The organism is Amycolatopsis sp. NPDC059657 (genome assembly GCF_042734395.1).
Classification (GTDB): domain Bacteria; phylum Actinomycetota; class Actinomycetes; order Mycobacteriales; family Pseudonocardiaceae; genus Amycolatopsis.
Genome location: NZ_JBHWEB010000022.1, coordinates 36904 through 61094 on the forward strand (window position 1 = coordinate 36904; position 24191 = coordinate 61094).

Genomic DNA, 24191 nt, shown 5'->3' on the forward strand with positions numbered 1-24191 from the left:
CCGATGGACACCCTCCTGTCGCTGCGCGACGTCTCAGTCGACTTCGCACTGCCCGGCCGCGTCGTGCACGCGGCCAGGCAGGTGAGTTTCGACGTCGCGCGCGGCGAGGTCGTCGCGGTGGTCGGCGAATCGGGGTCGGGCAAGTCGGTGACCGCCATGTCGCTGCTCGGCCTGCTGCCCTCGTCGGCCACCGTCTCCGGCTCGGCGCTGCTGGCCGGGCGCGACCTGTACGGGCTCTCCCCCGCCGAGCTGCGCGCGGTGCGCGGCGGCGAGATCGGCATGGTGTTCCAGGAGCCGATGAGCGCGCTGAACCCGGTGTTCCGCGTCGGCGCGCAGCTCGTCGAGGCGATCAGGGTGCACAGCCGCGAGCCGCTGGCGGCCGCGAAGGAACGGGCGCATTCGCTGCTCGAGAAGGTCGAGCTGACCGATGTGCGCCGGATCATGCGGGCCTACCCGCACGAGCTCTCCGGCGGGCAGCTGCAGCGGATCGTCATCGCGATGGCCATCGCCAACGACCCGGCGCTGGTCATCGCGGACGAGCCGACCACCGCGCTGGACGTGACGGTGCAGGCGGGCATCCTGGAGCTGCTGCGCAAGCTCGGTCAGTCCATTCTGCTGATCACGCACGACCTCGGCGTGGTCTCGGCGCTGGCCGACCGGGTGGTCGTGATGCGCGAAGGCGAGGTCGTCGAGCGTGGCACGGTCACGGAGCTGTTCACCGAGCCGAAGACGGCCTATACCAAGCACCTGCTGGATTCGGTGCTGACACTGGGTTCCGGCACCACGCCACCCGCGTCGTCCACTGTGGACTACGCGGTCGACATCACCGAGCTCGCGGTGTCCTACCCCCGGTCACACGGCGTCCGCGCGGTCGACGGCGTCAGCCTCCGCATCGCGCCCGGCGAGGTCGTGGGCCTGGTCGGCGAGTCGGGGTCCGGCAAGAGCACGATCTCCGGCGCGATCACCGGCCTGATCCCGATCACCGCCGGGTCGGTCCGCGTGGGCGGCATCGACATCGCGGGTGCGGGCCGCCGGGCGCTCAAGCAGGTCCGCAAACGCATCGGCGTGGTCTTCCAGGACCCGGCCTCCTCACTGAACCCGCGCGCCACCATCGGCAAGAGCATCGCGGAACCCCTTGCCCTGCACCGATTCGAGGGCGACTTCACGGCTCGCGTGACCGAACTGCTCACCGCGGTCCGGCTGGATCCCGGCCTGCGCGACCGCTACCCGCACCAGCTCTCCGGCGGCCAGCGCCAGCGTGTCGGCATCGCGCGCGCGTTGGCACTGCGCCCGGCACTGCTCATCGCGGACGAGCCGACCAGCGCGCTCGACGTCTCGGTGCAGGCGTCGATCCTCGACCTGCTCGACACATTGCGCGCCGAGTTCGGCTTCGCGTGCCTGTTCATCAGCCACGACCTCGCGGTCATCGAGCGCGTCGCCGACCGTGTCGCCGTGCTGCACAAGGGAAAGCTCGTCGAAGAGGGCACGACGGCCGCGATACTCGACTCGCCGTCCCATCCGTACACGCAGCGCCTGATCGCCTCGGTGCCCAAGATCGGCCGCGATTTGGGGTCGTGAAGCCGCGTGAAGGGAGCCTTCACACAAGCCGAGTTGGTGAAGGCTCCCTTCACGAGCCATAGCTGCGTGAAGGCTCCCTTCACAGGCCACAGCTTGGTGAAGGGAGCCTTCACACCTTGACTTCAGGGTCCCAGCAACGTCCAGCGAGCGTCCACGGAGGACTCAAGCCGCCAACTTTTGTTCAGCATTGTCGCTTTTGTGCGACTTTTCGTGCTGTCTGGACGGAACGAACGGGGCTCATGTGTCGCTGAACGTTGCATAAGTGGCGTTTGTGCGCTCAACCACGGGGGTCGCCAATGCTCCGGCTTCGTGTGTGGTCGGCCGGTCGTCGGGCTGGCTGGGTAACTGGATCGACGTGGGCGCGCCGACCTGGCAGGATCCGGTCATGCGGGTGGTCGCGTGCGATGAGTCGGGGTCGGAGGGCGAGAAGCTCATCGGCGGCGAGACCGATGTTTTCGCGCATGCCGGGGTGGTGCTCGGGGCCGAGGCCGCCGACGCGTGCCTGCGGGAGCTGCGGGGGCGGATCCGGTCGCCCGCGGTCGAGTACAAGGCGAACCACCTGCTGCGGAGCAAGCATCGGGCGGTGCTGGTCTGGCTGCTCGGGCCCTCGGGGCCGATCCATGGGCTCGCCCGCGTGCATCTCACCGACAAGGCGTTGTTCGTCGCGGGCGCGCTCGCGGGCCTGCTCGGGCGGGACGCGGTGGCGTTCCATCGGGAAGGGTGCCGCGCGCTCGGGAACCGGGGCCGGGAGAATCTGCTCGCGTCGTTCAACGACCTCGTGCGCGCCAAGAACCGGCAGGGCGCCAGTGCGGCCGAGCCGTTCTTCGTCCAGGTCGAGGCGCTGCGCGGGACGCACGAGATCGTCGAGGCGCTCGCGGTGGCCCGGCCGCGACTGGAAGCGTTCCGGGCGCGGCAGCTCGACCCGGCCATGCCGTTCAACCCGCTGTTCCCCGCGCTCATCCGCGCCGTCGAGTACTGGAGCCGGGACGGCGAGACGGTGTCGATCGTCCACGATGAACAACTCGCGCTGACGGAAACCCTGGTGGCGCAGGTGAAAGCACGGACAGGGCTGCACGAGATCCGGTTCGTCGACTCGCGGGCCGACGCGCGGGTGCAGGTGGCCGACTTCCTCGCCGGGACGGCCAGGAAGATCGCGTCCGAGGAGCTCAACGGGCGCGGCGACGACGAACTCACCTCCCTGCTAAGCCCCTACGTGGACGAGCACTCGCTCTGGGCTCCTAGCGTGTGTACCGGTGCTTGACGCCGACCGGGAAGTACTCGGGATCGCCTGCCTCCTTCATCACCACCTCGGGTAGCTGCCGTTCCTCGGGGACGTAGTGCGCGAACTCGCTGTTCAGCCTGGCCACGTGCGTCCTGATCGACTCGGCCAGTACCGCTGGGTCGCCGGTGCGGCCGGGCGCCAGCTCGACGGTCACCCGCAGACGGACGTCACGCAACGCGTCTTCGACGGTCTCCAGCACGAACTTGCCGGTCACCCAGTCGCTGATGCCCGGCTGTTCGAGGCCGACCGTGACGTTCTCCGGGTACACGTTCGCGCCGAAGTACGAGACCGTGAACAGGGAGCGCCCGAAGACGTACACGAACGGCAGCTCCGGGCCCGGTGTCGGCGTGAAACCGTGCCTGGCACAGAATTCGAGCATGTCCGGATAGGACACCACGCCGCCCTCGTCGGCGATGTGGTAGCGGACCAACGGGATCCCGTTGTCGCCGGTGAAGAGCAACGTGCCGTTCTCCTCCTCGAAGAACCGGCTGCCGGGGTCGTACTGCACGAGCGTCGGCAGCCGCACTCCGCCGAACAGCTCGTGCGCCAGCTCCGGCCGGTCGGCGAGGAACCGCCGGATCGACACCGAAAGCGCCGTCTCGGTGCCGAGCACGCCCGCGTCCGCCGTGCCATAGAGCGAAACCACGTCGCGCTCGCGGTCGCGCAGGCCGGTCCGCTCGGCCATCAGATCACGCCACGGCTCGCTGAACACCTCGCCGGCCAGCACCAGCTTGACGTCGTAGCGATCCCAGCCCTCGCCGCTGTCGACCACGTCCTTGAGGAACGGCGGATAGCCGAGCAGCACCAGCTGCTCGCAGTGCGGCGCCAGCTCGGGGATGACCCGCAGGATCTCGGCCTTGTTGTTGCCGGGCGCGACCACGGTGACCGGAAAGCCCTTCGCCGCGAGATGCCGGACGCACGCGGTGGTGAACAGCCCGCCGACCCAGGTGCCCAGCGGGAAGCACACCACCGCGAGCGTGCTGCGCCGATCGGCCTCGAAGGCGCGGAACACCTGCTCGAACCGCCGCGCGATGGCCAGCTCGTCGGCCAGCGAACGGGGCCAGATGGTCGGCGTGCCGCTGGACCCCGACGACACGGCGATCATGTCGCACCCGTCGAGCCTGCCGTCACGGCACAGCTCTGGCAGCGGGTACCGGCGATGGTAGGAATCCTTGTCCAGCAACGGAAGCCGCCGGAAGTCCTCGAGCGTGCGCACCGACACCGGGTCGATGCCGCGCTCGGCCAGGAACTTCCGGTACGCGGGCACGGACGCGGCGACCCGCGCGAACAGCCCGACCGGGTCGAGCCGCTCGGGCTCGCCCGCGAAGAACCGGCCGTACGCCTGGTTGACGAGTTCAGGATCCATGCCGACATCGTAGAGCCGGGGACCGACGGAAATCGGTCCCCGGCTGCCAGGCGGAACGATCAGACGTTGGTCTGCGCGTTGTAGACGTTCACCGCCGCGTCGCCGAAGTGCGGGCTGCGCTCCTCGTCGGACCACTCGTACGGGTGATAGCTGACGTTGCCGACCAGGTAACCCCAGCCGCGGGCGAACTGCAGGTCGTCGAGCCACGGTCCGCCACTGGCACCGTGCCCCTGGTCGCAGTGGATCGCCTGCTGGCCACCGGCCTGCCAGGTACCTGCCGCGCAGTAGCGCAGCTGCTGGCCGTTGATGCCGGCGCGGGCGGGGTGGGTGTCATACGGGTAGCCGAACTCGTAGGCGAACCAGTTGTAACCCCAGTTGAACTTGTAGCCCTGCCAGCCGACGACATCGGCGACCTTGCGGCCGTTCGACGGCCACAGCGTGATCGCCGCGACGTCGTAGTCGAAGTTGCGCCCGTTGAGGTAGGCGGTCGGCGTCGAAGCCGACTTCCACACCCACGAACCGTACGGCCACACGCCATCGTGATAGTCGGGCACGAACTGGAAGTTGGTGTACCAGTGCCCGGCGCCGTCACTCGCGCAGTGCCCCGCGGTCCAGATCATGCTGTGGTTGTTCGACGCGATCACCGACGCCGTGCATTCGCTGTTGCCCTTGGGCGTGGTGAAGTAGAGCTTGCCGACCGTGCTCGCCGGCATCTGCCCGTGCGCGGTCCAGACCCCTGACTGCGTCACGTCCTGCACGCTGTCGGCACCGAACCCGGACGTCGCCGCCTTGCCGAAACCGGGCGCGGACATCGCGGGCAGTTTGTGCGTTTGCGCTGGCACGCTTGACAAAGCACTCGCCGAAGCCGCGGGAACTGGCATCGGCACCGCCGATCTCATCCGCTCGGGAGTCCAATATGCCTGGACGTCCTTGGCGTCCTGTGTGGACTGCTGAACGACAGCCGCGTTGGGATCTTTCGCTTTGGTGGCGGCCGCCGCGTTGGCACCCGCCCCTGTCAAAGCGACGACAGCGAGCATCGGCACGATCATCTTTTTGAGCTGCATCAGGCCCCCTCAAGCCTTGGAATACAGTGAGTCCGTTCAGCGCTCTCCGGTGACCGGAACACCGTGGCCCGAACGACACACATAGGAGCCGGGCTCCGTCGCGGGAAATACGTTCACCCGCAAGATCTTTTGCCTTGACGCGAAGTGCGTGGGTCGAGCGGACGAGCGTGCGCACCTTCGGGCGTGCTTGAACGCATGAACGCCACTTTCACAACGTTCAATTGTGAAAGTGGCGTTCACGTCGTCCAGATCGCCGAGCCACCCGAGCCGCGTGTCTACAAAGGACTCAAGAAGTGACCTTTTGCCCAGTATTGTCGTTTTTGCGCGGGTTCTCGAGCGACATCGGACGGAACGAACGGGGCGTATGTAACGCTCAGCGTTGCGAACGTGGCGTTCATGCGTTCAGCCGACCCGAGTGAGGCGACTTTGCCCTTCACTCGAAGAGAACCGCCGGCGACACTCGCGACCCGGGACGTGGGTGGTGCCGTGTCCGCGAAGGTCCGAGGTCCCGGGTTTGGCCGCGTCCGTTTTGGGTACCCCTGGTCGAGACGGCCTGACCTGAAGGAGAGGACCGCTGAGATGACTCGCGCGAACAAGGCCCGTATCAAGGTGAAAGGACTGCAGCCCGTTCAGGTCCTGGCCGGGCTGACGGGTATCGCCTTCGTCGTGGCCGGCATCATCGGCTTCACCCGCACCGGGTTCGGCGACTTCGCCGGGCCCCATCACACCGCGCTGCTGGGGTTCGCGATCAACCCGCTGCACAACACCGTGCACCTGGTGGTCGGGCTGGTCGGCATCATGCTCGCCACCGGCTCCGGGCTGGCGCGCTTCTACGGGTGGCTGCTGCTGCTCGGCTACGGCGCCGCGTTCGTCTGGGGCCTGATGATCACCGGGGCGCTCAGCTCGAACCCGGTGTCCGCCATCGGCAACCCGCTCGACCTGAACACCGCCGACAACTGGCTGCACCTCGGCCTCGCGGTGCTCGGCCTCGTGATCGCGATGCTGCCGGCCCGTAAGCAGGTCCTGATCGAAGAGGAGCCCCCCGAGGTGGCCGCCGAACCGATCCAGGCCGACCACACCGTGACCGAGCCGATCCCCCGGCCGAAGCACGCCGCTCCCGACACCCACCGCGAGCAGGCAGCGCACTAGCGAACCACCGAAGCCGCAGGCACGGGACCATCCCATGTCTGCGGCTTTTTCATGCCTCCATTAGGGGCCACCTTGCCGAGGCCGCCCGCGCTGTGCCATCACCATCGGTGACCCGCCCGGACCCCAATGGCCGCCGCCGTGCCCGCGTTGTCACCTCTTCGCCCGCCCAGGTCTGTCCACAGCCTGGTGCGCACCCCTGCCGATTAGCCGATTCGGGCGGGCACTGCCCCATTGGGCGGCACATCCGCCGGCCGGCCCCGCGGTCTTGTGAGCTGGCTGGGGCGTGAGTATCTTCCGGTACCGCAGGCGGCGCGGATTCCATTCATTCACACCCTGAAGAAAGGGCGGCTCCGTCGTGCGCGTGACTTCGGGCAGGTGCCGCGTCCGCCTGCCCGCCACCGCCGTCCCGGGCCCGGCGAGCCACGGGCGGGGCTCACCGGGTTCCGGGACGGCGACAGTCCTTTGTGGACTGTCAGCCGCTGATCCGAACGGCGGTTGCCCCGGCGGCTCCGGCTCGGGAAGATCGGCGGATGATGGCCGGCGCTCACCCGACACAGCTCGCCAGCGCCCGGCTGAGCCGGGATTTCGACCACCACGACCGGGATCTGACCCCGGACATGGCCGTGCTCGTGCATCGCGCGCTGCGCGAAGGACAGCGGGTCGCGTACTCGCACGCCCACGGTGGCATGTGGATTCTCTCGCGCTACGACGATGTCGAGGCCGCGCTCAAGGACCACAAGACGTTCAGCTCCGCGGAAGGCGTGCTGTTCCCCCGTGCCGCGGACACGCCACGCTTCGCGCCGCTCGAATACGACCTCCCCGAACAGGCCGTCTTCCGCGACCTGATGCGGCCGCCGTTCACCATCCCGGCCGTGCGGCGGCTGAAGTACGACATCGCGAAACTGGTGCGCCACTTGGTCGAACCACTGGTGCGACGCGGTGGCGGTGATCTAGTCACGGAATTGGCGGCGCCGTTGCCACTCGCTGTCGTCTCGCTCGCGGTCGGATTCTCCTCCGGCGCGCAGCGGCGGATCGCGGAACTCGCCGGGATCAGCTGGACGCGAATGCCGAGCGACGGCCCCGCGGAACGATTCTGGCCGCCGTTCGCCGAGTTGTTCCGCGCCGAGATCAAGCGCGCCAAGTCCGAACCGGGCGAGGACTACCTGTCCGCGCTGGTCCGGTCCCGGATCGACGGCAGGCCGGTCACCGAATCCGAATTGCACGCGATGCTCGTCGCATTCGCCATCGCGGGGCACGAGACAACAATGAACTCGTTGTCACATCTGTTGTGGCAATTGGGTGAGCGCGCCGATCTGCAAAGCAGGCTGCGCGGCGATCCCGGCCTCATTCCGGTCGCCATCGAGGAGACACTCAGGCTGTGGTCGCCGGTCGACCACGGGACCAGGGTCACCACGCGGGAGGTGACCATCGCGGACGTGGTCATCCCGTGCGGCGCCAGGGTCGTGCTGCTCACCGGCGCGGCGAACCGCGATCCTCGCCAGTTCGCCGCGCCGGACGAGTTCCGCCTCGACCGGGGCCCGGTGCACCATCTGGGTTTCGGGGCGGGCATCCACTTCTGTATCGGTGCACATCTCGCCCGCCTGGAATTCGAGGCGGTGCTGGCGGAACTCGCGCGGCATCCCGACTACCGGGTGCTCAACCGGCCGATCAGGTACTTCCAGAACGGCAGGCACGTCTGTCTCGACCGGCTGGACGTGACGTGGCCATGACCGAACTGACATTCCCGCGAACCGCTTGTCGCCGGGTGCACGTGCGGACGCACGGACACCGTCACCGATGTCCGGCACGCTGTTTTTCCTGCGGAGACGGGAAAAACGAATGCATCCGCCGAATTTCGGGGTAACGCGCCGCGCATTCCACGGACACGTTTTTCCCGTACCAGTACCCATTACCGGGTAGTTTCGTGCCAAACGGTTTACTTGTATGCTCGTCCGCATGGAGCTCGAGGTCCGTCAGCTCAGAATGATTCGTGCCATCGGCGACGCGGGAAGTCTCACCAAAGCGGCTGCCAGCCTCGGGCTGACCCAGCCGGCGCTCACCTATCAGCTACAGCGGGTCGAGCGGATGCTGGGCGGTTCCCTGTTCTTCCGTGACAAGCAAGGGGCGAGACCGACGGCGCTCGGCCAGCTGGTGATCGACCACACCCGGGTTCTGTTGCCCTCACTGGACAAACTCCTCGAAGAGGCCCAGCTCCGCACCGCTGATCGGGACAGCGCGCCCAGGGTGATCCGCTTCGCCGGTCATCCGACGCCGCTCGCCGGTCCGGTGATCCAGCGCCTGCGCGAGCTGGCGACCAACTCCGAAATCACCATGCGCCAGCAACGGGGCGGCCATGACGCGATGGACCTGCTCGCTTCCGGCGGACTCGAACTCGCCACGCTGCTGGAGCATCCGAACCTGCCGCTGCCCCGCCCGCCGGACGTGATCGTGCGCGACGTGGTCACCGAGCCGGTGTTCGTCGCGATGGCGAGCACCAACCCACTGTCCAATCAGGACGAAGTGTGTCTCGGCGACCTGGCCGGGCAGAGCTGGATACTGCCCGCCGATCTGGAGATCGGCTGCGGCGAGTACCTGCGCGGGCTGTGCGAGCAGGCCGGGTTCACCCCGCACGTGGCGTACCGGCTCAGCGGCTACAACGCCAGGGACGTCCTGGAACGCGGGCTCGGCATGATGCTGGTCCAGGCGACCACCATGACGGCCAAGGGAATCGCGGTACTGCCGATCAAGGACATCAAGACCGAGCTGCGGCACGTGCTGGCGATGCACAGTGAGAGCCCGGTCGCGCGTTACTGCGAGCAGCTGGCGAGCGCGGCGGCCACGGGGTACTGGGACCAGGCACGCCGCTCACCCGTCTACGTCAACTGGCTCGGCAACACCCTCTCGAAGTAAGTCGTGTTTCTCGGATCGGGCACCAGCTCCGAGAAACACGACTTCGCCGGGCATCCCCGCCGGTTTTCGGGCAAGCTCGCGGACATGGCGGACCGCACGGAGAAGCTGTTCAGGATCGCGATCGCGCTCAAAGGACTCGACGGCGCGGCGCAGCTGGCAGCCGCGCTCGTGCTCGCCGTCATCCCCTCCTCCGTGGTGACCGGCTTCGCGCACGCGGTGATCACGCGTGACCTGCTCGGCGACCCGAGTGGCACGCTCGCCCGGCATCTGCAAGCGGCGGCCGACGGCTTCGCGAACGGCGGCTCGAAGACCTTCGCGATCGTCTACCTGCTCGCACATGGACTGATCAAACTCGCGCTCGTCTGGGCGCTCGCGCGCAAGATCGTGCGCGCGTATCCGATCGCCGCGGTCGTGCTGGGCGCGTTCGTGGTGTATGAGGTGCTGCGGGCCGTCCACACGCACTCGATCGCGCTGCCCGTGTTCGCCGCGCTCGACCTGGCGATCATCGGGCTGGTCCTGCGTGAATACCGCGAGCTCAAAGGTGTCGGGCTTGCGTCAGGACGGGAAACCCCCTAAGAGTTGACCGTGCCCGAAATGGAACCGGTGGTCGTGCTGACGGCTTTCCACGACCTCGTGGAGAACCAGCCGTCGCGGCCGCTGTTCACCTTCGTGGACGACCAAGGGCACGACGAGCTGACGGTCACCGCCGCCGAGCTGGCCGCGGCCGCCGAAGGGGTCGCCGCCGCTTTGCGGGACTGGGGTCTCACCCCCGGCGAACGGGTGGTGCTGGCGTATCCGCCGTCGCCGGACTTCCTCAGCGCGCTGACGGGCTGCCTGATCGCCGGGGTGATCCCGGTGCCCGTCCATCCGCCGCGCCCGTTCCGGCTCAAGCCCGATCTCGCCGGTTTCGGCAACGTCGTCGACGGCTGCGGCGCGCGGGTGGCGTTGACGAACACGGCCTACGACCGTTCGCGCACACTCGGGTCCGTCACGTCGATACTGAGCCGCGACACCCTGCGCTGGCCCAAGCTCAAGTGGTACCGGACGGACACGATCGCGCCCGCACGGGTGCTCGCGCACGACTGGCACGAACCGGAAAGCCCCGACGAGCCCGCGCTGCTGCAGTACACCTCGGGGTCGACGTCGGCGCCGAAGGGCGTGGTCGTGACCCACCGCAACCTCGCGCACGAGATCTTCGCCAACGCGCGCGACCTCGGGCTCGGCGACGGGACGCGTGCCGTTTCCTGGCTGCCGCAGTACCACGACTTCGGCTTGATCAGCATGATCATCAGCACGCTGGCGGGCAACGGCCACAGCTGGCTGATGGCGCCGCTGACGTTCCTGCAGCACCCCGCCGTCTGGTTCGAGGTGATGAGCCGGGTGGGCGCGACGCACGTGGCCGCGCCGAACTTCGCGTACGAGCTCGCCGTCCGCAAGACGACCACCGAGATGCGGAAACGCTGGGATCTCGGCACGCTGCGCTCGGTGCTGTCCGCCGCGGAGCCGATCCGGCCGTCCACAGTGGACAACTTCTTCGCCGCCTTCTCGGTCAGCGGGCTGCGGCCGGAGACGTTCTGCCCGGCCTATGGGCTGGCCGAGCACACGGTCAGCGTCACCATGGGCGGCAAGAGCAGGTTGTGGGTGGACAAGGCCGCGCTCGAGAAGGGCCTCGTCGTGCCGCGTCCCGGCGAGGACGGCGTCGAATACATCGGCTGCGGCGCCCTGACCAAGGACGGCGCGCGGCTGCTGATCGTCGACCCCGAGACCCGCCGCCCGTGCGCGCCGGACCGGGTCGGCGAGATCTGGGTCGACTCGCCGACCAAGGCACTCGGGTACTGGGGCCAGGAGGCGGAGACCGCGGCGACGTTCCGCGCGCGAGTGGACGGTGACGCCCGCGGCGAGTTCCTGCGCACGGGTGATCTCGGGTTCGTCCACGAAGGCGAGCTGTACCTCACCTCGCGGCTGAAAGACCTGATCATCGTGCACGGCAACCATGTCTACCCGGTCGACATCGAGGAGAGCGTGCGCGACTGCCATCCGCAGGTCCGCCCCGGCGGGCTGGCCGCGTTCGGCGTGCCCGGCGACGACGACGAGCGGGTGGTGCTCTTCGTGGAGACCCGCAAGGACCGGGTCCCGCACGCCGAGATCGAGGAGATCGCGGACGTGGTGGCCTCGCGGATCCACAAGGACCACCAGCTCGTCTGCCACGCCGTCGTCGTCGGCAAGCCGGGCCTGGTCTTGAAGACGACCAGCGGCAAGGTGCGCCGCGCGGCCTGCCGGTCCGCCTACCTCGCCGGCTCCTTCGCCGGGACGGCGTTCGAAGCGGCTCAGGGTTCCAGGACGATCTTGCCGTGAGTATGCCCGCGCTCCAGCTCACGGAAGGCTTCGCGGACCTCGGCGAGCGGGTAGGTGGCGGCGACGGTGATCTCCAGCTTGCCCTGCTGGATCAGCGCGATCAGCTCGGCGAGCGCCTCGGTGGTCGCCGCCGCCTCGTTGCCCTCGGCCTTGACGCCGTGCTTCGCCGCGGCGGCGAAGTCGATGATCGTGTTGATCCGCTCCTTCGCGACGCCGAGTCCGAGCGCGAGGTCGACATATCCACTGCCGAAGGTGTCGATGAACGCGACCGGCGTGCCTTCGGCCTTGATCCGGTCCGCGACGCCCTCGCCGTACGCGACCGGAATCGCGCCGAGCTCCTTGAGCCGCGCGTGGTTGCCGGGGCCGGCGAGCCCGATCACGGTCGCGCCCGCGTTGACCGCCAGCTGCACGACGATCGACCCGACACCGCCCGCGGCGCCGGACACGACGACGACATCGCCCTGCCCGAGGTCAACGGCGCGGACAGCGGCGACCGCTGTCGTACCCGCGACGAACAGTGAGCCCGCCACTGTCCACGGCACGTCCGCCGGCTTGATGAGCAGCTCGTCGTCCTCGACGAGCACGAACTCGGCGTGGCTGCCGCGCTTGTTGGTGAACCCGAACACCTCGTCGCCGGTCTTGAAGCCCTCGACGCCGTCGCCGGTCGCGACGACGATCCCGGCGAGGTCGCTGCCCTCACCCGAGGGGAAGGTGGCCGGCCACATGGCGTGCAGGTCACCGTTGCGGATCTTGGCCTCACCGGGGTTGATCCCGGCCGCCTTGACCTGAACCAGCACCTGGTGCGCGCCGGGCACCGGACGCTCGACGTCTTTCACCTGCAGGACGTCGATGCCGCCGTAGTTGTCGAACCTGACTGCCTTCATGGTGTTCTCCCTGTTTCCGAAGTGGACACCACCGAATCTGGCAGGCCGCGAGCCGCGTAAAAACGGACCGGTTTCCCTAGGACCGGCGATCCCAGGGAGCGCCGGAATGCCAGGCAGCGGGCTTCGGTTGAGTAGGTCATGGCCATGAACCGCGACGATCTCGCCGACTTCCTGCGCCGCTCCCGCGAGCGCTTGCGCCCCGTCGACGTGGGCCTGTCCCCTGGCGCCCGCCGCCGCACGCCGGGCCTGCGCCGCGAAGAGGTCGCCATGCTCGCGGGCATGTCCACCGACTACTACATGCGCCTCGAACAGGCACGCAGCCCGCAGCCATCGACCCAGCTCCTGGGTTCGATGGCGCGTGCGCTCCGCCTGAACGACGACGAGCGCGACCATCTGTACCTGCTGGCGGGTCACCGTCCCCCGGCCGGCCGGCAGGCCGGCGAGCACATCCGCCCCGGCCTGCAGTTCCTGCTGGACCGCCTGAGCGACACCCCCGCACAGATCCTGAGCGACCTCGGCGACGTGCTCGCCCAGAACGCGCTGGCCGAGGCTTTGTTCGGCACGGTCTGCACGACGCGCCCGAAGGACCGCAATATCTTCTGGCGCTGGTTCACCGACCCGGTGCTCCGCGCGGCCTACCCGGTCGAGGAGCACGAGTACTACAGCCGCCAGCACGTCGCCGACCTGCGCGCGGCCGTCGCCAGGCGCGTCGACGACCCTGCCGCGACTGAGCTGGTCAGCCGCTTGCAGGCGGCCAGCCCCGAGTTCTCACGGTTGTGGGAGCTGCACGAGGTCGGCATGCGCCGCCGGAGCAGGCTGCACGTCAAGCACCCGACGATCGGGCTGCTGGAGCTGGACTGCGAGATCCTGCTGACGCCGTCGGAGGATCAGCGGCTCGAGGTGTTCACGGCTCCGCCGGGTACCTCGTTCGGGGAGTACCTGGATCTGCTGCGGGTGGTGGGCCGGGAGGAGTTCCCGGTCAGCGCGTCCACATGAGCGTCGTCCACGACTCGGCCAAGCGCCAGCCGTCAGGCGTCCGCACGACGGTGCAGTCCATGCGCAGACCGCTGGTCCGGTGGGGCGCTTCGCCGTCGCGGTAGAAGTACACGACCGAGTTCGCCGACGTGGCCGCCCGATCCCCGTCGATGTCCGCCAGCAGATCCGTGGTCGTGTGCTGGGTGGACTCCCCCGGCACTTCGGCTTGCCGCATGAACGCGACAACGTTGTCCAGGCCCCGCAATTCGCCGTTGCGCGGCGAGTGCAGTGCGACATCGTCGGTGAACACGGTGGCCGCGTCGTCCCAGCGCTTGTCGTCGAGCAGGCGGGCGAGGCGGGAGAACAGGTCGGCGATCTCGATCCGGTCGGTCATGGCATCCTTCGGTTGTTGGTGCCGCCAACTATACAGTTGGCCGCGCCAACGATGTAAGGTTCCGCCATGGAGGACACCCCCGCGCGCTTGGCCGCGAAGCCGAGCTGGCTGCTCACCCAGCTCGCCGTGCACGCCCACCGGCTCGCCTCCGAGGGCTTCGCCGAGGCGGGCGCGCGCGGCTACCACTACCGCGTCCTGGTCGCGCTGCACGAGTTCGGGGTCGCCAGCCAGGCCGAACTCGGGCGCCGGGTCAGCATGGACCGCAGCGATGTCGTCGCGGCGATCAACGAACTGGCCGAGCGGGGTTTCGTCGAGCGGACCCCGGATCCGGACGACCGGCGGCGCAACATGGTCTCCCTCACCAAAGCCGGTGACCGGCAGCTGCGGCGCCTGGAGCAAGCACTCGACAAAGTGCAGGACGTCCTACTCGAGCCACTGCCGGCCGACGACCGCCAAACCCTGACCCGTTTGCTGACCCGGCTGCTCACCCACCACCAGCAGGGGTCGTGAGTGGTACGGCCGGTTCTAACCGGCCGTACCACTCACGAGCTCGTAGTCGATGTCGAGGATGGTTCGCTCGCCCGGCGCGAGGGTCGTGAGCGGGCCGAGTACCTCGCATTCGACGATGTGGTCGGGTGGGTTGAGGCCGCCGAGCCAGGCGATCGGTTCCGGCTGCGGGGATTCGAGCCAGACTTCCAGCGGGGAGCCGGAATCCGGGTACTCGGCGCCGATGTCCACTGTGAACCGCTGCGTCAGGCTGACCTCGGGGCCGACATGCGTGACCCAGCCGGTGCTGCCGGGAAAGCCCAGTTTGCCCACAGTGGACTGGATGGGGATCACGCCGTCGCGGCACGAGACCGAGCCGATCAGCTCGACCGGCGGACCGTCCAGTCCTACATGGACGACTCCAGGCGGTAGCTGGGTGACGTTCCACAATGCCCAGCGCACCGGGCGTGAGCTGATGTTCACGGCGGTCAGTCGCAAGTGGAATGACGAGGCACCGGGCAGCAGACTGAAATGCCGCGACAGCTGCAACCCGGTCCGGGGATCGGGAGCACTGGTCAGCACCAGCTCTCCGGACACCGTGTACGGGCCGGAATCCAGGACCGGGTCCGGCGGGCCGAGCCACTCGTCCTGGGGCGCGGGCCAGGTCTTGTCGCCGCCGTAGTTGACCCAGTCGCCCATGGTGCCCGACACCGGCGCGGGCGTGTGGCCGATCGGCTGCAGCGAATCGTCCAGCAAGGAAGCGTTGCGCCACAACACTTCCGAGCCTTCGAAGACGAGCGAGAGCAAACGGCCGCCCAGCGCAGGGACGAAGCCCAGGCGCAGGACGCCGTTGTCCAGCCAGATGACCTCTACCATTCGGCGAGGCTGCCGTCGTCGTGGCGCCAGACCGGGTTGCGCCAGGCGTGGCCGGTCTCGTCGGCCCGGCGGACCGCCGCTTCGTCGATCTCGATGCCGAGGCCGGGACCGAGCGGGCGCGTGGCGTGGCCGTCGACGAAGTCGAAGGGCGTGGTGTCGACGAGGTAGTGCACGAGTTCCGTGCCGACGTTGTAGTGCATGCGCAGGCTTTGTTCCTGGATCAGGAAATTCGGCGTCGCGAACGCCACCTGCAGACTCGCCGCGAGCGCGATCGGCCCGAGTGGACAGTGCGGGGCGAGCTGGGCGCCGTAGATCTCCGCGAGTGACGCGATGCGCCGCAGTTCCGAGATACCGCCCGCGTGCGCGGGGTCCGGCTGGACCACGGCGACACCCGCGTCCAGCGCGGGCTTGATGTCCCAGCGCGAGTACAGGCGCTCACCGACCGCGATGGGCACGGTCGAGGCGGAGACCACCGAAGCCAGCGTGCTCCCCTGCAGTTCCGGGACGACCGGTTCCTCGACGAACATCGGCTGGACGTCTTCGAGCATGCGGACCAGGCGGCGGGCCATGGCCGGTGACGCGCGGCCGTGGAAGTCGATCGCGAGGTCGCGGTCCGGGCCCAGCACCGAGCGTGCTTCCTCCGCGCGTGCCACGGCGGCAGCCGCCTCGGCCGGGGTGGCGATCGGCGTCAACGGGCCGGAGACGTTCATCTTCACCGCGGTGAAACCGGCTTCGACCTGCTCGGACACGGCCTCGGCGATGTTCGACGGGCGGTCGCCGCCGACCCACGAGTACACGCGGACGCGGTCGCGGACCGGACCGCCGAGCAGCTCGTGGACGGGGACATCGCGGACCTTGCCCGCGATGTCCCACAAGGCGTGGTCGAAACCGGACAGCGCGCTCGACAGCACCGGGCCGCCGCGGTAGAAACCCGCGCGCCGCAACACCTGCCAGTGGTCTTCGATGCGCAGCGGGTCCTGGCCGATGACGAGCTCGGCCAGTTCGTGCACGGCCGCGCGGACGGTGCCCGCGCGGCCCTCGACGACCGGCTCGCCCCAGCCGCTGACGCCTTCGTCGGTGCTGACCTTGAGGAACAGCCACCGCGGCGCCACGAGGAACGTCTCGATCCCGGTGATCTTCACGCTTTCCCTTTCACGAGGAGTCCTTGGCGGCCGACCAGCCGCCGTCGACCACGAATTCGGCGCCGGTGACGAACGAGGCCGCCGCCGACAGCAGGAACGCGATCACTTCGGCGACCTCCGCCGGATCGCCGAGCCGCCCTGCCGGGGTCGCGGCCGCGCTGCGCGCCCGGTCCTCGGCGCTCACCCTGTCCCAGGCCCTGGTGAGCACCGGGCCCGGCAGCACCGCGTTGACCCGCACCTGGGGCGCGTACTCGACGGCGAGCTGCCGCGCCATCGCCACGAGACCACCCTTGGTCGTCGCGTAGGCGGGATGGCCCGGCAGCCCGAACTTGGCGTGCACCGACGAGACCAGCACGATCGAGCCGTGCCGTTCGATCAGCGACGGCAGGCACGCCCGCACGCCGAGGTACGCGCCGGTGAGGTTGACCTCCAGCTGGCGTGTCCATTCAGGACGGTCCATCTCGTGCAGTGGCTTGACCACGGCCGTGTAGGCGTTGCTGACCAGGCCGGTCACTCCCCCGGCCACCGCCAGCACCTCCTGCCAGGTCTCCTCCGAGGTCACGTCGCCGACGACGGACGGCACACCGAGGTCCACGGGCGCGACGTCCACCGCGACGACCCCGATCCCGGCCGAAGCCAGCCTCCGCACGGTCGCGGCGCCGATCCCCGACGCCGCTCCCGTCACCACCACGCTCGACATCGGCACTCCCTAAAGCTTCGCCTGGTGCACGCGGTCGTCCGGTCCGCGGACCACGACCCACGCCGAGCCGTTCGCGCCCGCGGCCGCGCCGACCGCGCCCACCAGGCTATTGCTCGCGAACTCCGTCCGCTTGAACCAAGTGCCCCACGCGCCGTCGGCCCGGTTGATCTGCCAGAGCGTGTAATCGCTGGCCCGCGCGAACAGGTAGACACGGCCCTCCGTCGCCAGCAGCGTCGGGCTACCGCTGACCACGCCGCCGAGCGTCGCCCAGGAACCGTTCGCGTAGGTCCACACACTGTCGTCCGCGGCACGCACCGCGACCTGCCCGCCCGCCGCGCTCGGCCGCCCGTAGATCGGCTGGTCCTTCGGCGCGCCGATGCTGCTCCAGCCGCTCTGAGCCGTGCGTTTCCAGACCTTGCCGTCCGTGCCACGCCCGGCCAGCGTCCACGAGTTCGGCGAAGTGAAGTCGACCGAAGGCGAGTCGGTCAGCTTGCCGCCGAGGTTGACCCATGGTCCCCAGTTACCCTTCCACGAGGTCCGCTGATAGGCGGCATCGTCGGTGCCGCGCACGAAGACGTCCACCCGGTCGCCGGCGGCGAACGCGGAGGGCTGGCCGAGGATCCGGCCGCCGACCGGGGTCCACTTGCCGGACCAGGTGGTCCCGTTCAGCACCTGCTGCTGCAGCTCACCGCGCTGGTCGCGGACGAACGCGACGGCGTGCGTGTCGTCGGCTCTGGCGATCGCCGGGCTCGCCGAAGCGGTGCCGCCAAGATCGTTGCCCGGCACCAGATCCGTGCCCTTGAGCTGGACGAACACCGTGCCGTGCGCGGGCACCGTCGCGGTGTACGACCCGGTCGCGACACCACGGTCGGCTCGGGCACGCAGGTCACGCACCGACACCTGTCCTCCGAGCCCGGCGTCGGCGAAGTCGACCGTCATCGACGCGGGCGCCTCGCCGCGGTTGAGCAGCGCGACCGCGCGCTTTCCCTTACCGGACAACACCTTGCTGTACACACCGTCCGCGACCCTGACACCCTGGATGGCCAGCGGGTCCTGGTTGACCGCGAGGATCTCGGGGTTCTTCAGCGTCTCGATCATCGACGCCGGGAGCGTGCGCGGGTCGGAGCCGATGATCAGCGGGGAGGCCATCTCCGACCACATCACGAACTGCGTGGTCGACTCCTCCTCGTTGAGTTCGTAGGTGCCCTTTTCGGTCTTGCGCATGGGAATCAGGTAGTCGGGGTCATTGTAGTGACCGGGACCGTTCGCCTCGGGATGCGCGGCGTTGTCGTCCATGTTGCGCAGCATGTCGCGCCAGATGCCCTCGTACGGTGTGCCGAACGCGACGTCGGTGTCCGTGCGCCAGGAGTCCGCGTTGGTCGGCCCGTAGGTGTACGCGATGCCCGCGACCTGGTCGGGACCGTGCGGGACACCCCACACGTCGGTGACCGGGTTGCACAGGTTCAGCAGCATCGGGCGGCCCGCCTTGCGCACGGCCTTGCTGAACTCGGCGAACGCCTGCGCGGGCTTGAGGTTCGCCGCGATACCGCACAGGAAGTCGATCTTGATGGCGTCGAACTTCCAGCGCGCGAACTGCTTCGCGTCCGTCTCGTAGTAGCCGCCGCCACTGCCCGCCGCGCAGTTCTTGCCGTCGGACGGTCCGGCGTCGGTGTAGATGCCCGCGCGCAGGCCACGGTCGTGCAGCCAGCCGACCAACGAGGACAGCCCGGACGGGAATTTCGCCGGGTCGGCGACCAGGTTCCCTTGCGCGTCACGGGGATTCGGCGCGTTCCAGCCGCCGTCGATCCAGATGTACTTGTAGCCCGCGTCCCTCAGGCCGGACGAAATGATGTGGTCCGCGATCGACTTGATCGACGCCTCACTGGGCGCCCCGATCGCGAAGTAGGTGTTCCAGCCCAGGTACGGGGTGGGCGCGAGGCCGCTGTCGTAGTACTCGGGCGCACCTTGGTCGTCACCGGCGCTCGCCGGAACGATCATGGTCGCTCCCAAGAGGACGGTCAGCAGCGCGACGAACATTCTTCGAGCCACGGCGTTGTAGCCTTTCGTCAAGAGACGGGATGCAGCACGGTGAAATCGGCGTCGAACTCAGGCGTCCAGCCGAACGGAAGCCCGACGTGAGCGAGATGGGAAGCGGAAAAACGACGGCCTGATTCATCCACATAGGACTGAGCTTCGAGACCGGTCAGCGGCACCCGTGACAAACGGCCTGGCACGAACGGCGCACCGGTCAGTTCGCCGGTGTTCCACGCCAGCACGACGACCTTGCCATCGGAGCCGATGTACTGCACGGCATCGCGCGACCGGTGGACCTCTCCACTGTGGATGATCTCGCGGATTTCCTTGTACTGGGCGATAAGCACCGAGGCTTCGGCGAGCTGCTCGTCGGTCCACCGCGACAGGTCGGCGCCGATCCCGAGCACTCCGGCCATGGCCAGCACGAACCGGAACCGCAGCGATCGCGGACGCGGGTCGAAGAAGCCGGGCGAGTCGGTCACCCATGAGCTCATCAGATGCGGCGCGTGCGCGAGCAGGAAGCCGTCCTGGATAGCGAGCCGGTCGAGCGGGCCGGTGTTGTCGCTGGGCCACACCACGTCCGCGCGGGCGATGGTCGCCAGATCGGTCCGGCCTCCGCCGCCTGCGCAGGCCTCGACCGTGACGTGCGGATACCGGTCCCGCACATGGTCGAGCAGCCGGTGATAGTTGGCCACGTGCGCGCCGTCGAGCACCGGCTCGCGTTCGGTCGCCGGCCGGTTCATGTCCCACTTCAGGTAGCTGATCGGGTAGGAACCCAGCAACCGGTCCAAAGTGGACCGCAGGAATTCGAACACGTCCTCGCGGCCGAGGTTGAGCAGCAGCTGGTTGCGGATCAGCGTCCGCTCGTGCCCGTCGCGGTGATAGACCCAGTCGGGATGCTCGGCGTACAGCCGGGATTTCGGGCTCACCGACTCCGGCTCGACCCACAGCCCGAAGTCGAGCCCGAGCGCGCGGACCTCCTCGGCGAACTCGCCGAACGACGGATCGGCCGGTTCCCAGTCACCCAGCCCCCCGGTGTCGTCGTCTCGCCCGACGAACCAGCCGTCGTCGACCACGAACAGCTCGACCCCGATCGCGGCCGCCCGTTTCGCGAGCGCCACCTGGCGGTCACGCTGAACGTCGAACCCTGTCGCTTCCCAAGAGTTGTAGAGCACCTTGCGCTGAACGGGCCTGCTCAGCGTCCGCTCGTACTCGTGCCAGACCCGCGCGAGTCCGTCCAGGCCGTCCACGCTGGACGCCAGCGCCAGCCGAGGGCTGGCGACCGTCTCACCGGGACCGACGACGACCGGCGCCAGCCTGCCCGCGCGGATCCTCGTGATCCCGGCGGGCTCGACACTCGCGTCGATCTCCCATGACCCCGACCAGGCGAGCGACACACCCCATGCCTGACCGCCCTCGGCGTCCTGCACGGCCAGCCAAGGCGCGTAGCCGTGGCCGGGCACGCCGAACCGGCTCTCCATCTGGAACCGGCCCGCGGGCAGAACCACCTGCCGCCGCTGGAATTCCTGCGCCCACTGCCCGGACAAAAAGGTCAGCAACGGCTTGCCGGTCGGCACGCAGACCCCGGCCGATCCGAACCGGTCGAGCACCACCTCCTCGTCACCGGTGTTCGTCACCTCGGCCCAGCGCAGCAGCACATCGGTGCCCGCCACCGGCTCGTACTTCAGCTCAACCCGCAAGCTGTCTGCCGAGGACACGAGATCGGCCCCGGAGAACGGGCGCTCCCAGCTCGTCGCGTATTCGATGGGTGCCGCGTCCGCTTCGGTGATGAAGTGGATCTCGCCCTGATTCACGAAGGGGGACGGTCCGTCTTCGACACCGTGCGGGCCCCAAGCGACCAGTTCGCGGGCCGCGACCGTGTAGGAGGTCGTCTTCAGACGGTACGTCGTCATTTCACCGCGCCAATCGCCAGTCCAGAGATGAAGTGTTTCTGGAATCGCAGGAATACTCCCACCGTCGGGATCGCGGCGATCACCGAACCGGCGGCGATGACGTTCCACGTCGACACGTACTGGCCCTGCAGTCCGAGCAATGCCGGGGTCACCGGCATGACGGTTTCGGTGCGCAGCACGGTGATCGCCCAGAGCAGGTCGTTGAACGTCCAGGTGAACGCCAGCGCGCCAAGCGCCGCCAGCGCGGGCCTGGTCAGCGGCAAGATCACCGAAAGGAAGATCCGCACCGGCCCGGCCCCGTCGATCACCGCCGCCTGCTGGATCTCACCGGGGATCGTGCGCATGAACCCCTGCAGCACGAAGGTGTAGAAGCCGAGCCCGAACCCGACCTGCACGATGACCAGCGCGGTCAGCGTGTCGTAGATCCCCAGCAACTCGGCCAGTTTCGACACCGGGACCAGCAGGATCTGCGGCGGCAGGAGGTTTCCGCCGAGCATCAGCAGCAGGATCGTCCGCCGGAACGGGATGTCGAACCGGCTCAGCGCGAACGCCGCGGCCGCGCTCAGCCCCAGCGCGAAGAACACCGTCGGCAGGGTGACCACGAGACTGTTCAGCATCGCGCGTGACTCGCCGCCCGCGTTCCACGCCTCGCCGAACGGCGCCAGCGTGAACGACCGCGGGAAGCTCCCGAGCCCGTTGGCCGCGACGTCTTCGAAGGACCGGATGCTCGTGAGCAGCACCAACGCGATCGGCAGCAGCCACAGCACCGAAAGCGTCCCGGCGCCCGCGTGGAACAGGAAGGTCCGCCGCTTGCTCATACGGTGTCCTCCTTGAAGGCGCGGATGAGGTACGTGACGATCACGCCGAACGCCAGCACGAAGATCACCACGGCCAGCGCGGAGGCGTAGCCGAGCCGCAAAGACTGGAACGCGGTCGCGTACATGTACGTGCTGAGCAGCTCCGACGAGTGGTACGGCCCACCCTTGGTCATCGCCCACACCACGTCGAACGAGCGCAGCGAGTCGATCACGATCACCGACAGGATCACCGAGTTGACGCCGCGCAGCTGCGGCCAGGTGACATACCGGAACTGCTGCCAGCGCGTCACGCCGTCGAGTTTCGCGGCTTCGTAAAGCGCGGGGTCGATGCCCTTGAGCCCGGCGAGATAGAGCACCATCACGTAACCGAGCTGCCGCCACAGCGCGGGCACGAGCACCGCGTACAGGGCGGTGTTCGAGTCGGCGAGCCACGCGTGTTGCCAAGATTCGAGTCCTAAGGCGCCCAGGAGCTTGTTGATCAATCCATCGGGTTGATAAAGCCCCTGCCAGATCAGCGACGTCGCGACCAGCGAGAACACCACCGGCGTGAACAGCGCGGCACGGTAGAACCCGACGCCGCGCCGTTCGCGCTGCAGGAACATCGCCAGCCCGAGGCCGCCGACCGCCGAGAGCCCGCCGAAGAGCACCAGCCAGATCAGCGTGTTCAGCGCCGCAGTCCGGAACGTCGGGTCGCCGAACATCTCGGCGTAGTTGCCGAATCCGGTCCACTCGGGCGCCGAGACGCCGTCCCAGCTGGTCAGCGAGAGGTAGAAACCCTGCAGAGCGGGCCAGAAGACCCAGAACCCCTCGACGACCAGCGGCACCAGCACGAAGGCGAGCAGCACGGGCGGCAAGCCGCGGCGGCGTTGCCGCTGGGACCGGGCGGCGGCTCGGACCGGCGTGGCCAGAGCCGTCACGCCGACCAGACCTTCTGCGCCGCCGCCTGCCATTCGGTGAGGATCGAGGGCAGTTCCTGCGGCTTCTGGATGAACCGGATCAACGCCGCGTCGGCCGTCGGCTGCAGCGCGTCGCTCGAGTCCCTGTTGAAGAACTGCGTGAGATCCTTGGCCTCCTGCAACATCTTCCGGCCCTTGGCGACCAGCGGCGTGCCCGCGTCCTTGGCGTCAGGATGCGTCGGCAGCGCGGTGCCCGAGGAGTTCTTGATGTAGAGCTCCTGCGCCTCGGCGGTGGCGACGTACTTCAGCCACTCCTTGGTCGCGTCGAGATGCGCCGTCTTCGAGCTGGCGAAGAACCCGTCGGCCGGGCCCTCTTCGACCACCGGCACGGCCGTGTCGAGCACCGGGAACTGGAAGAAGTCGAGGTCGTCGAGCACGTCCTTGGGCGCGGCGTCGGTGAAGAAGGTGCCGGTCAGCACCATGCCGGTGCGGCCCTGCAGCAACGACGTGGTCGCGTCCTGGAACGCGATCGCGGTGCCACGCGAGTCGAAGTACGGCAGCGCGGTCTTCCATTGCTCGAAGACCTTGACCACGCGCGGGTCGTCGAAGCGGCTTTTCCCTGCCAGCAGGTCGCGGTGGTACTGGGCGCCGTTGATCCGGATGTTGAGGTAGTCGAACCACGCCGACGCGGTCCAGGGCGTGTTGCCACCCGCGCCGATGCCGATCGGCTCGACGCCCTTGGCCTTGAGCGTTTCGCAAAGCGCGAGGAACTCGCTCCAGTTGGTCGGCGCCTGCACGCCCCACTTCGCGAAGTTCGACTTGCGGTAGAAGAAGCCCCACCAGTAGTAGGTGGTCGGCACGAAGACGAGCTTGCCGGTGCCGTCGCCGCTGAGGTTGCGGAACGTGTCGCTGTAGGAGCCCATGGTCTGCCAGACATCGCCGACGTCGAGCAGCAGGCCCTTGCGCGCGTAGCCGGCGAGGATCGAGCCGGGGTACCAGGTGTAGGTGTCGGGCGGGGTGGCCGAGGTGAGGTAGCTCGGCAGCTGCGTCCGGAAGGTCTCGGACGCGACGGTGTTGACCGTGGCCGACGCGCCGCCGCGGTCGCTGAAGGCCTTCGCGAGCGCCTCGATGGCCACCTTGGCCTGGGCGGAGGACAGGTTCGACTGGACGGTCACCGCGCCTGCCGCCTGCTTCACAGGCCCCGAGGTCGCCGAAGTCGCACAGCCGCTGAGCAGGGCGGTCGAGCCCACACCGAGCAGGAAACCCCGTCGAGTGAGGCCTGGACTACGCCGTTGGGTCAGGCCGGATTCGTTCATGCGGCCAGACTGCGACCCGGGTCACAGCCTGTCAAGATTAATTCGTAATTTAT

The 24191-nt window shown here is 68.6% G+C and carries 21 protein-coding genes; 9 read left to right on the top strand and 12 right to left on the bottom strand.

All coding sequences use genetic code 11. The features are described 5' to 3' along the window. The first annotated feature begins 3 nt into the window (after positions 1–3). Positions 4–1578, top strand: a complete 1575-nt coding sequence (locus ACFV15_RS14860; protein WP_378350943.1) for an ABC transporter ATP-binding protein — start codon at positions 4–6, stop codon at positions 1576–1578. Positions 1579–1849: 271 nt separating this feature from the next. Then, a complete protein-coding gene (locus ACFV15_RS14865) occupies positions 1850–2839 on the top strand; it encodes a DUF3800 domain-containing protein (protein ID WP_378350945.1) in 990 nt (329 codons plus the stop codon). Here the strand turns inward: ACFV15_RS14865 and ACFV15_RS14870 are convergent. Together ACFV15_RS14870 and ACFV15_RS14875 are read right to left on the bottom strand one after the other, a co-directional pair. Continuing rightward, positions 2817–4226 carry a phenylacetate--CoA ligase family protein gene (locus ACFV15_RS14870; RefSeq protein WP_378350947.1) on the bottom strand — a complete coding sequence of 470 codons (1410 nt, stop codon included), beginning with the start codon at positions 4224–4226 and terminating at the stop codon, positions 2817–2819. The genes ACFV15_RS14865 and ACFV15_RS14870 overlap by 23 nt on opposite strands. Before the next feature lie 59 nt (positions 4227–4285). Next, the gene (locus ACFV15_RS14875) at positions 4286–5290 is read right to left on the bottom strand and encodes a trypsin-like serine peptidase (protein ID WP_378350949.1); all 1005 of its coding nucleotides are present in this window, start codon (positions 5288–5290) and stop codon (positions 4286–4288) included. A gap of 579 nt (positions 5291–5869) precedes the next feature. Between ACFV15_RS14875 and ACFV15_RS14880 the strand changes: the two genes are divergently transcribed. The 5 genes from ACFV15_RS14880 to ACFV15_RS14900 all read left to right on the top strand — a co-directional run bounded on the left by ACFV15_RS14880 (position 5870) and on the right by ACFV15_RS14900 (position 11704). Then, the gene (locus ACFV15_RS14880; protein ID WP_378350950.1) at positions 5870–6439 is read left to right on the top strand and encodes a DUF4383 domain-containing protein; all 570 of its coding nucleotides are present in this window, start codon (positions 5870–5872) and stop codon (positions 6437–6439) included. A 530-nt stretch (positions 6440–6969) separates the two neighbouring features. After that, entirely contained in the window at positions 6970–8169 is a 1200-nt protein-coding gene (locus tag ACFV15_RS14885; RefSeq protein ID WP_378350952.1) for a cytochrome P450, read from the top strand. Positions 8170–8395: 226 nt separating this feature from the next. Further along, positions 8396–9349 (top strand): LysR family transcriptional regulator, encoded by a 954-nt coding sequence (locus tag ACFV15_RS14890; RefSeq protein WP_378350954.1) that lies wholly within the window; start codon positions 8396–8398, stop codon positions 9347–9349. Positions 9350–9433: 84 nt separating this feature from the next. Further along, a complete protein-coding gene (locus ACFV15_RS14895) occupies positions 9434–9925 on the top strand; it encodes a DUF2127 domain-containing protein (protein ID WP_378351036.1) in 492 nt (163 codons plus the stop codon). Between the two features lie 18 nt (positions 9926–9943). After that, positions 9944–11704 (top strand): fatty acyl-AMP ligase, encoded by a 1761-nt coding sequence (locus ACFV15_RS14900; RefSeq protein ID WP_378351037.1) that lies wholly within the window; start codon positions 9944–9946, stop codon positions 11702–11704. On the opposite strand, the gene ACFV15_RS14905 is transcribed toward ACFV15_RS14900, so the two are convergent. Further along, on the bottom strand, positions 11677–12588 hold the full coding sequence (locus ACFV15_RS14905; RefSeq protein ID WP_378350956.1) for an NADP-dependent oxidoreductase: 912 nt from the start codon (positions 12586–12588) through the stop codon (positions 11677–11679). The genes ACFV15_RS14900 and ACFV15_RS14905 overlap by 28 nt on opposite strands. A 144-nt stretch (positions 12589–12732) precedes the next feature. Between ACFV15_RS14905 and ACFV15_RS14910 the strand changes: the two genes are divergently transcribed. Continuing rightward, positions 12733–13584, top strand: a complete 852-nt coding sequence (locus ACFV15_RS14910; RefSeq protein WP_378350958.1) for a helix-turn-helix transcriptional regulator — start codon at positions 12733–12735, stop codon at positions 13582–13584. On the opposite strand, the gene ACFV15_RS14915 is transcribed toward ACFV15_RS14910, so the two are convergent. Continuing rightward, the gene (locus ACFV15_RS14915) at positions 13568–13957 is read right to left on the bottom strand and encodes a nuclear transport factor 2 family protein (RefSeq protein WP_378350960.1); all 390 of its coding nucleotides are present in this window, start codon (positions 13955–13957) and stop codon (positions 13568–13570) included. The two genes, ACFV15_RS14910 and ACFV15_RS14915, sit on opposite strands and share 17 nt — an antisense overlap. A 66-nt stretch (positions 13958–14023) precedes the next feature. On the opposite strand from ACFV15_RS14915, the gene ACFV15_RS14920 reads away from it, so the two are divergent. Further along, positions 14024–14467, top strand: coding sequence for a MarR family winged helix-turn-helix transcriptional regulator (locus ACFV15_RS14920; protein WP_378350962.1), 444 nt, complete (start codon positions 14024–14026; stop codon positions 14465–14467). Positions 14468–14482: 15 nt separating this feature from the next. On the opposite strand, the gene ACFV15_RS14925 is transcribed toward ACFV15_RS14920, so the two are convergent. From ACFV15_RS14925 to ACFV15_RS14960, 8 genes are read right to left on the bottom strand one after another with little or no spacing between them, the layout of a single operon-like run. Then, positions 14483–15319 carry a DUF4380 domain-containing protein gene (locus ACFV15_RS14925; protein WP_378350964.1) on the bottom strand — a complete coding sequence of 279 codons (837 nt, stop codon included), beginning with the start codon at positions 15317–15319 and terminating at the stop codon, positions 14483–14485. Next, positions 15313–16461, bottom strand: a complete 1149-nt coding sequence (dgoD, locus tag ACFV15_RS14930) for a galactonate dehydratase (RefSeq protein WP_378350966.1) — start codon at positions 16459–16461, stop codon at positions 15313–15315. The genes ACFV15_RS14925 and dgoD overlap by 7 nt, the downstream gene beginning before the upstream one ends. A gap of 10 nt (positions 16462–16471) precedes the next feature. Next, on the bottom strand, positions 16472–17161 hold the full coding sequence (locus tag ACFV15_RS14935) for an SDR family NAD(P)-dependent oxidoreductase (RefSeq protein ID WP_378350968.1): 690 nt from the start codon (positions 17159–17161) through the stop codon (positions 16472–16474). 9 nt (positions 17162–17170) lie between these two features. Then, entirely contained in the window at positions 17171–19210 is a 2040-nt protein-coding gene (locus tag ACFV15_RS14940) for a hypothetical protein (protein ID WP_378350970.1), read from the bottom strand. Positions 19211–19227: 17 nt separating this feature from the next. Next, entirely contained in the window at positions 19228–21108 is a 1881-nt protein-coding gene (locus tag ACFV15_RS14945) for an alpha-galactosidase (protein WP_378350971.1), read from the bottom strand. Next, positions 21105–21926, bottom strand: coding sequence for a carbohydrate ABC transporter permease (locus ACFV15_RS14950; protein ID WP_378350973.1), 822 nt, complete (start codon positions 21924–21926; stop codon positions 21105–21107). The genes ACFV15_RS14945 and ACFV15_RS14950 overlap by 4 nt, the downstream gene beginning before the upstream one ends. After that, on the bottom strand, positions 21923–22843 hold the full coding sequence (locus tag ACFV15_RS14955; protein WP_378350975.1) for a carbohydrate ABC transporter permease: 921 nt from the start codon (positions 22841–22843) through the stop codon (positions 21923–21925). Before ACFV15_RS14955 ends, ACFV15_RS14950 begins: the two co-directional genes overlap by 4 nt. Continuing rightward, positions 22840–24138 (bottom strand): ABC transporter substrate-binding protein, encoded by a 1299-nt coding sequence (locus ACFV15_RS14960; RefSeq protein WP_378350977.1) that lies wholly within the window; start codon positions 24136–24138, stop codon positions 22840–22842. Before ACFV15_RS14960 ends, ACFV15_RS14955 begins: the two co-directional genes overlap by 4 nt. Between the last annotated feature and the right edge of the window lie 53 nt (positions 24139–24191).

Coding starts and splice junctions, on each gene's coding strand:
- ACFV15_RS14945 (WP_378350971.1), bottom strand. CDS start 21,108: ATGACGACGTACCGTCTGAAGACGACCTCCTACACGGTCGCGGCCCGC.
- ACFV15_RS14925 (WP_378350964.1), bottom strand. CDS start 15,319: ATGGTAGAGGTCATCTGGCTGGACAACGGCGTCCTGCGCCTGGGCTTC.
- ACFV15_RS14910 (WP_378350958.1), top strand. CDS start 12,733: ATGAACCGCGACGATCTCGCCGACTTCCTGCGCCGCTCCCGCGAGCGC.
- ACFV15_RS14915 (WP_378350960.1), bottom strand. CDS start 13,957: ATGACCGACCGGATCGAGATCGCCGACCTGTTCTCCCGCCTCGCCCGC.
- ACFV15_RS14900 (WP_378351037.1), top strand. CDS start 9,944: ATGGAACCGGTGGTCGTGCTGACGGCTTTCCACGACCTCGTGGAGAAC.
- ACFV15_RS14890 (WP_378350954.1), top strand. CDS start 8,396: ATGGAGCTCGAGGTCCGTCAGCTCAGAATGATTCGTGCCATCGGCGAC.
- ACFV15_RS14960 (WP_378350977.1), bottom strand. CDS start 24,138: ATGAACGAATCCGGCCTGACCCAACGGCGTAGTCCAGGCCTCACTCGA.
- ACFV15_RS14880 (WP_378350950.1), top strand. CDS start 5,870: ATGACTCGCGCGAACAAGGCCCGTATCAAGGTGAAAGGACTGCAGCCC.
- ACFV15_RS14905 (WP_378350956.1), bottom strand. CDS start 12,588: ATGAAGGCAGTCAGGTTCGACAACTACGGCGGCATCGACGTCCTGCAG.
- ACFV15_RS14895 (WP_378351036.1), top strand. CDS start 9,434: ATGGCGGACCGCACGGAGAAGCTGTTCAGGATCGCGATCGCGCTCAAA.
- ACFV15_RS14920 (WP_378350962.1), top strand. CDS start 14,024: ATGGAGGACACCCCCGCGCGCTTGGCCGCGAAGCCGAGCTGGCTGCTC.
- ACFV15_RS14860 (WP_378350943.1), top strand. CDS start 4: ATGGACACCCTCCTGTCGCTGCGCGACGTCTCAGTCGACTTCGCACTG.
- ACFV15_RS14875 (WP_378350949.1), bottom strand. CDS start 5,290: ATGCAGCTCAAAAAGATGATCGTGCCGATGCTCGCTGTCGTCGCTTTG.
- ACFV15_RS14950 (WP_378350973.1), bottom strand. CDS start 21,926: ATGAGCAAGCGGCGGACCTTCCTGTTCCACGCGGGCGCCGGGACGCTT.
- ACFV15_RS14885 (WP_378350952.1), top strand. CDS start 6,970: ATGATGGCCGGCGCTCACCCGACACAGCTCGCCAGCGCCCGGCTGAGC.
- ACFV15_RS14870 (WP_378350947.1), bottom strand. CDS start 4,226: ATGGATCCTGAACTCGTCAACCAGGCGTACGGCCGGTTCTTCGCGGGC.
- ACFV15_RS14935 (WP_378350968.1), bottom strand. CDS start 17,161: ATGTCGAGCGTGGTGGTGACGGGAGCGGCGTCGGGGATCGGCGCCGCG.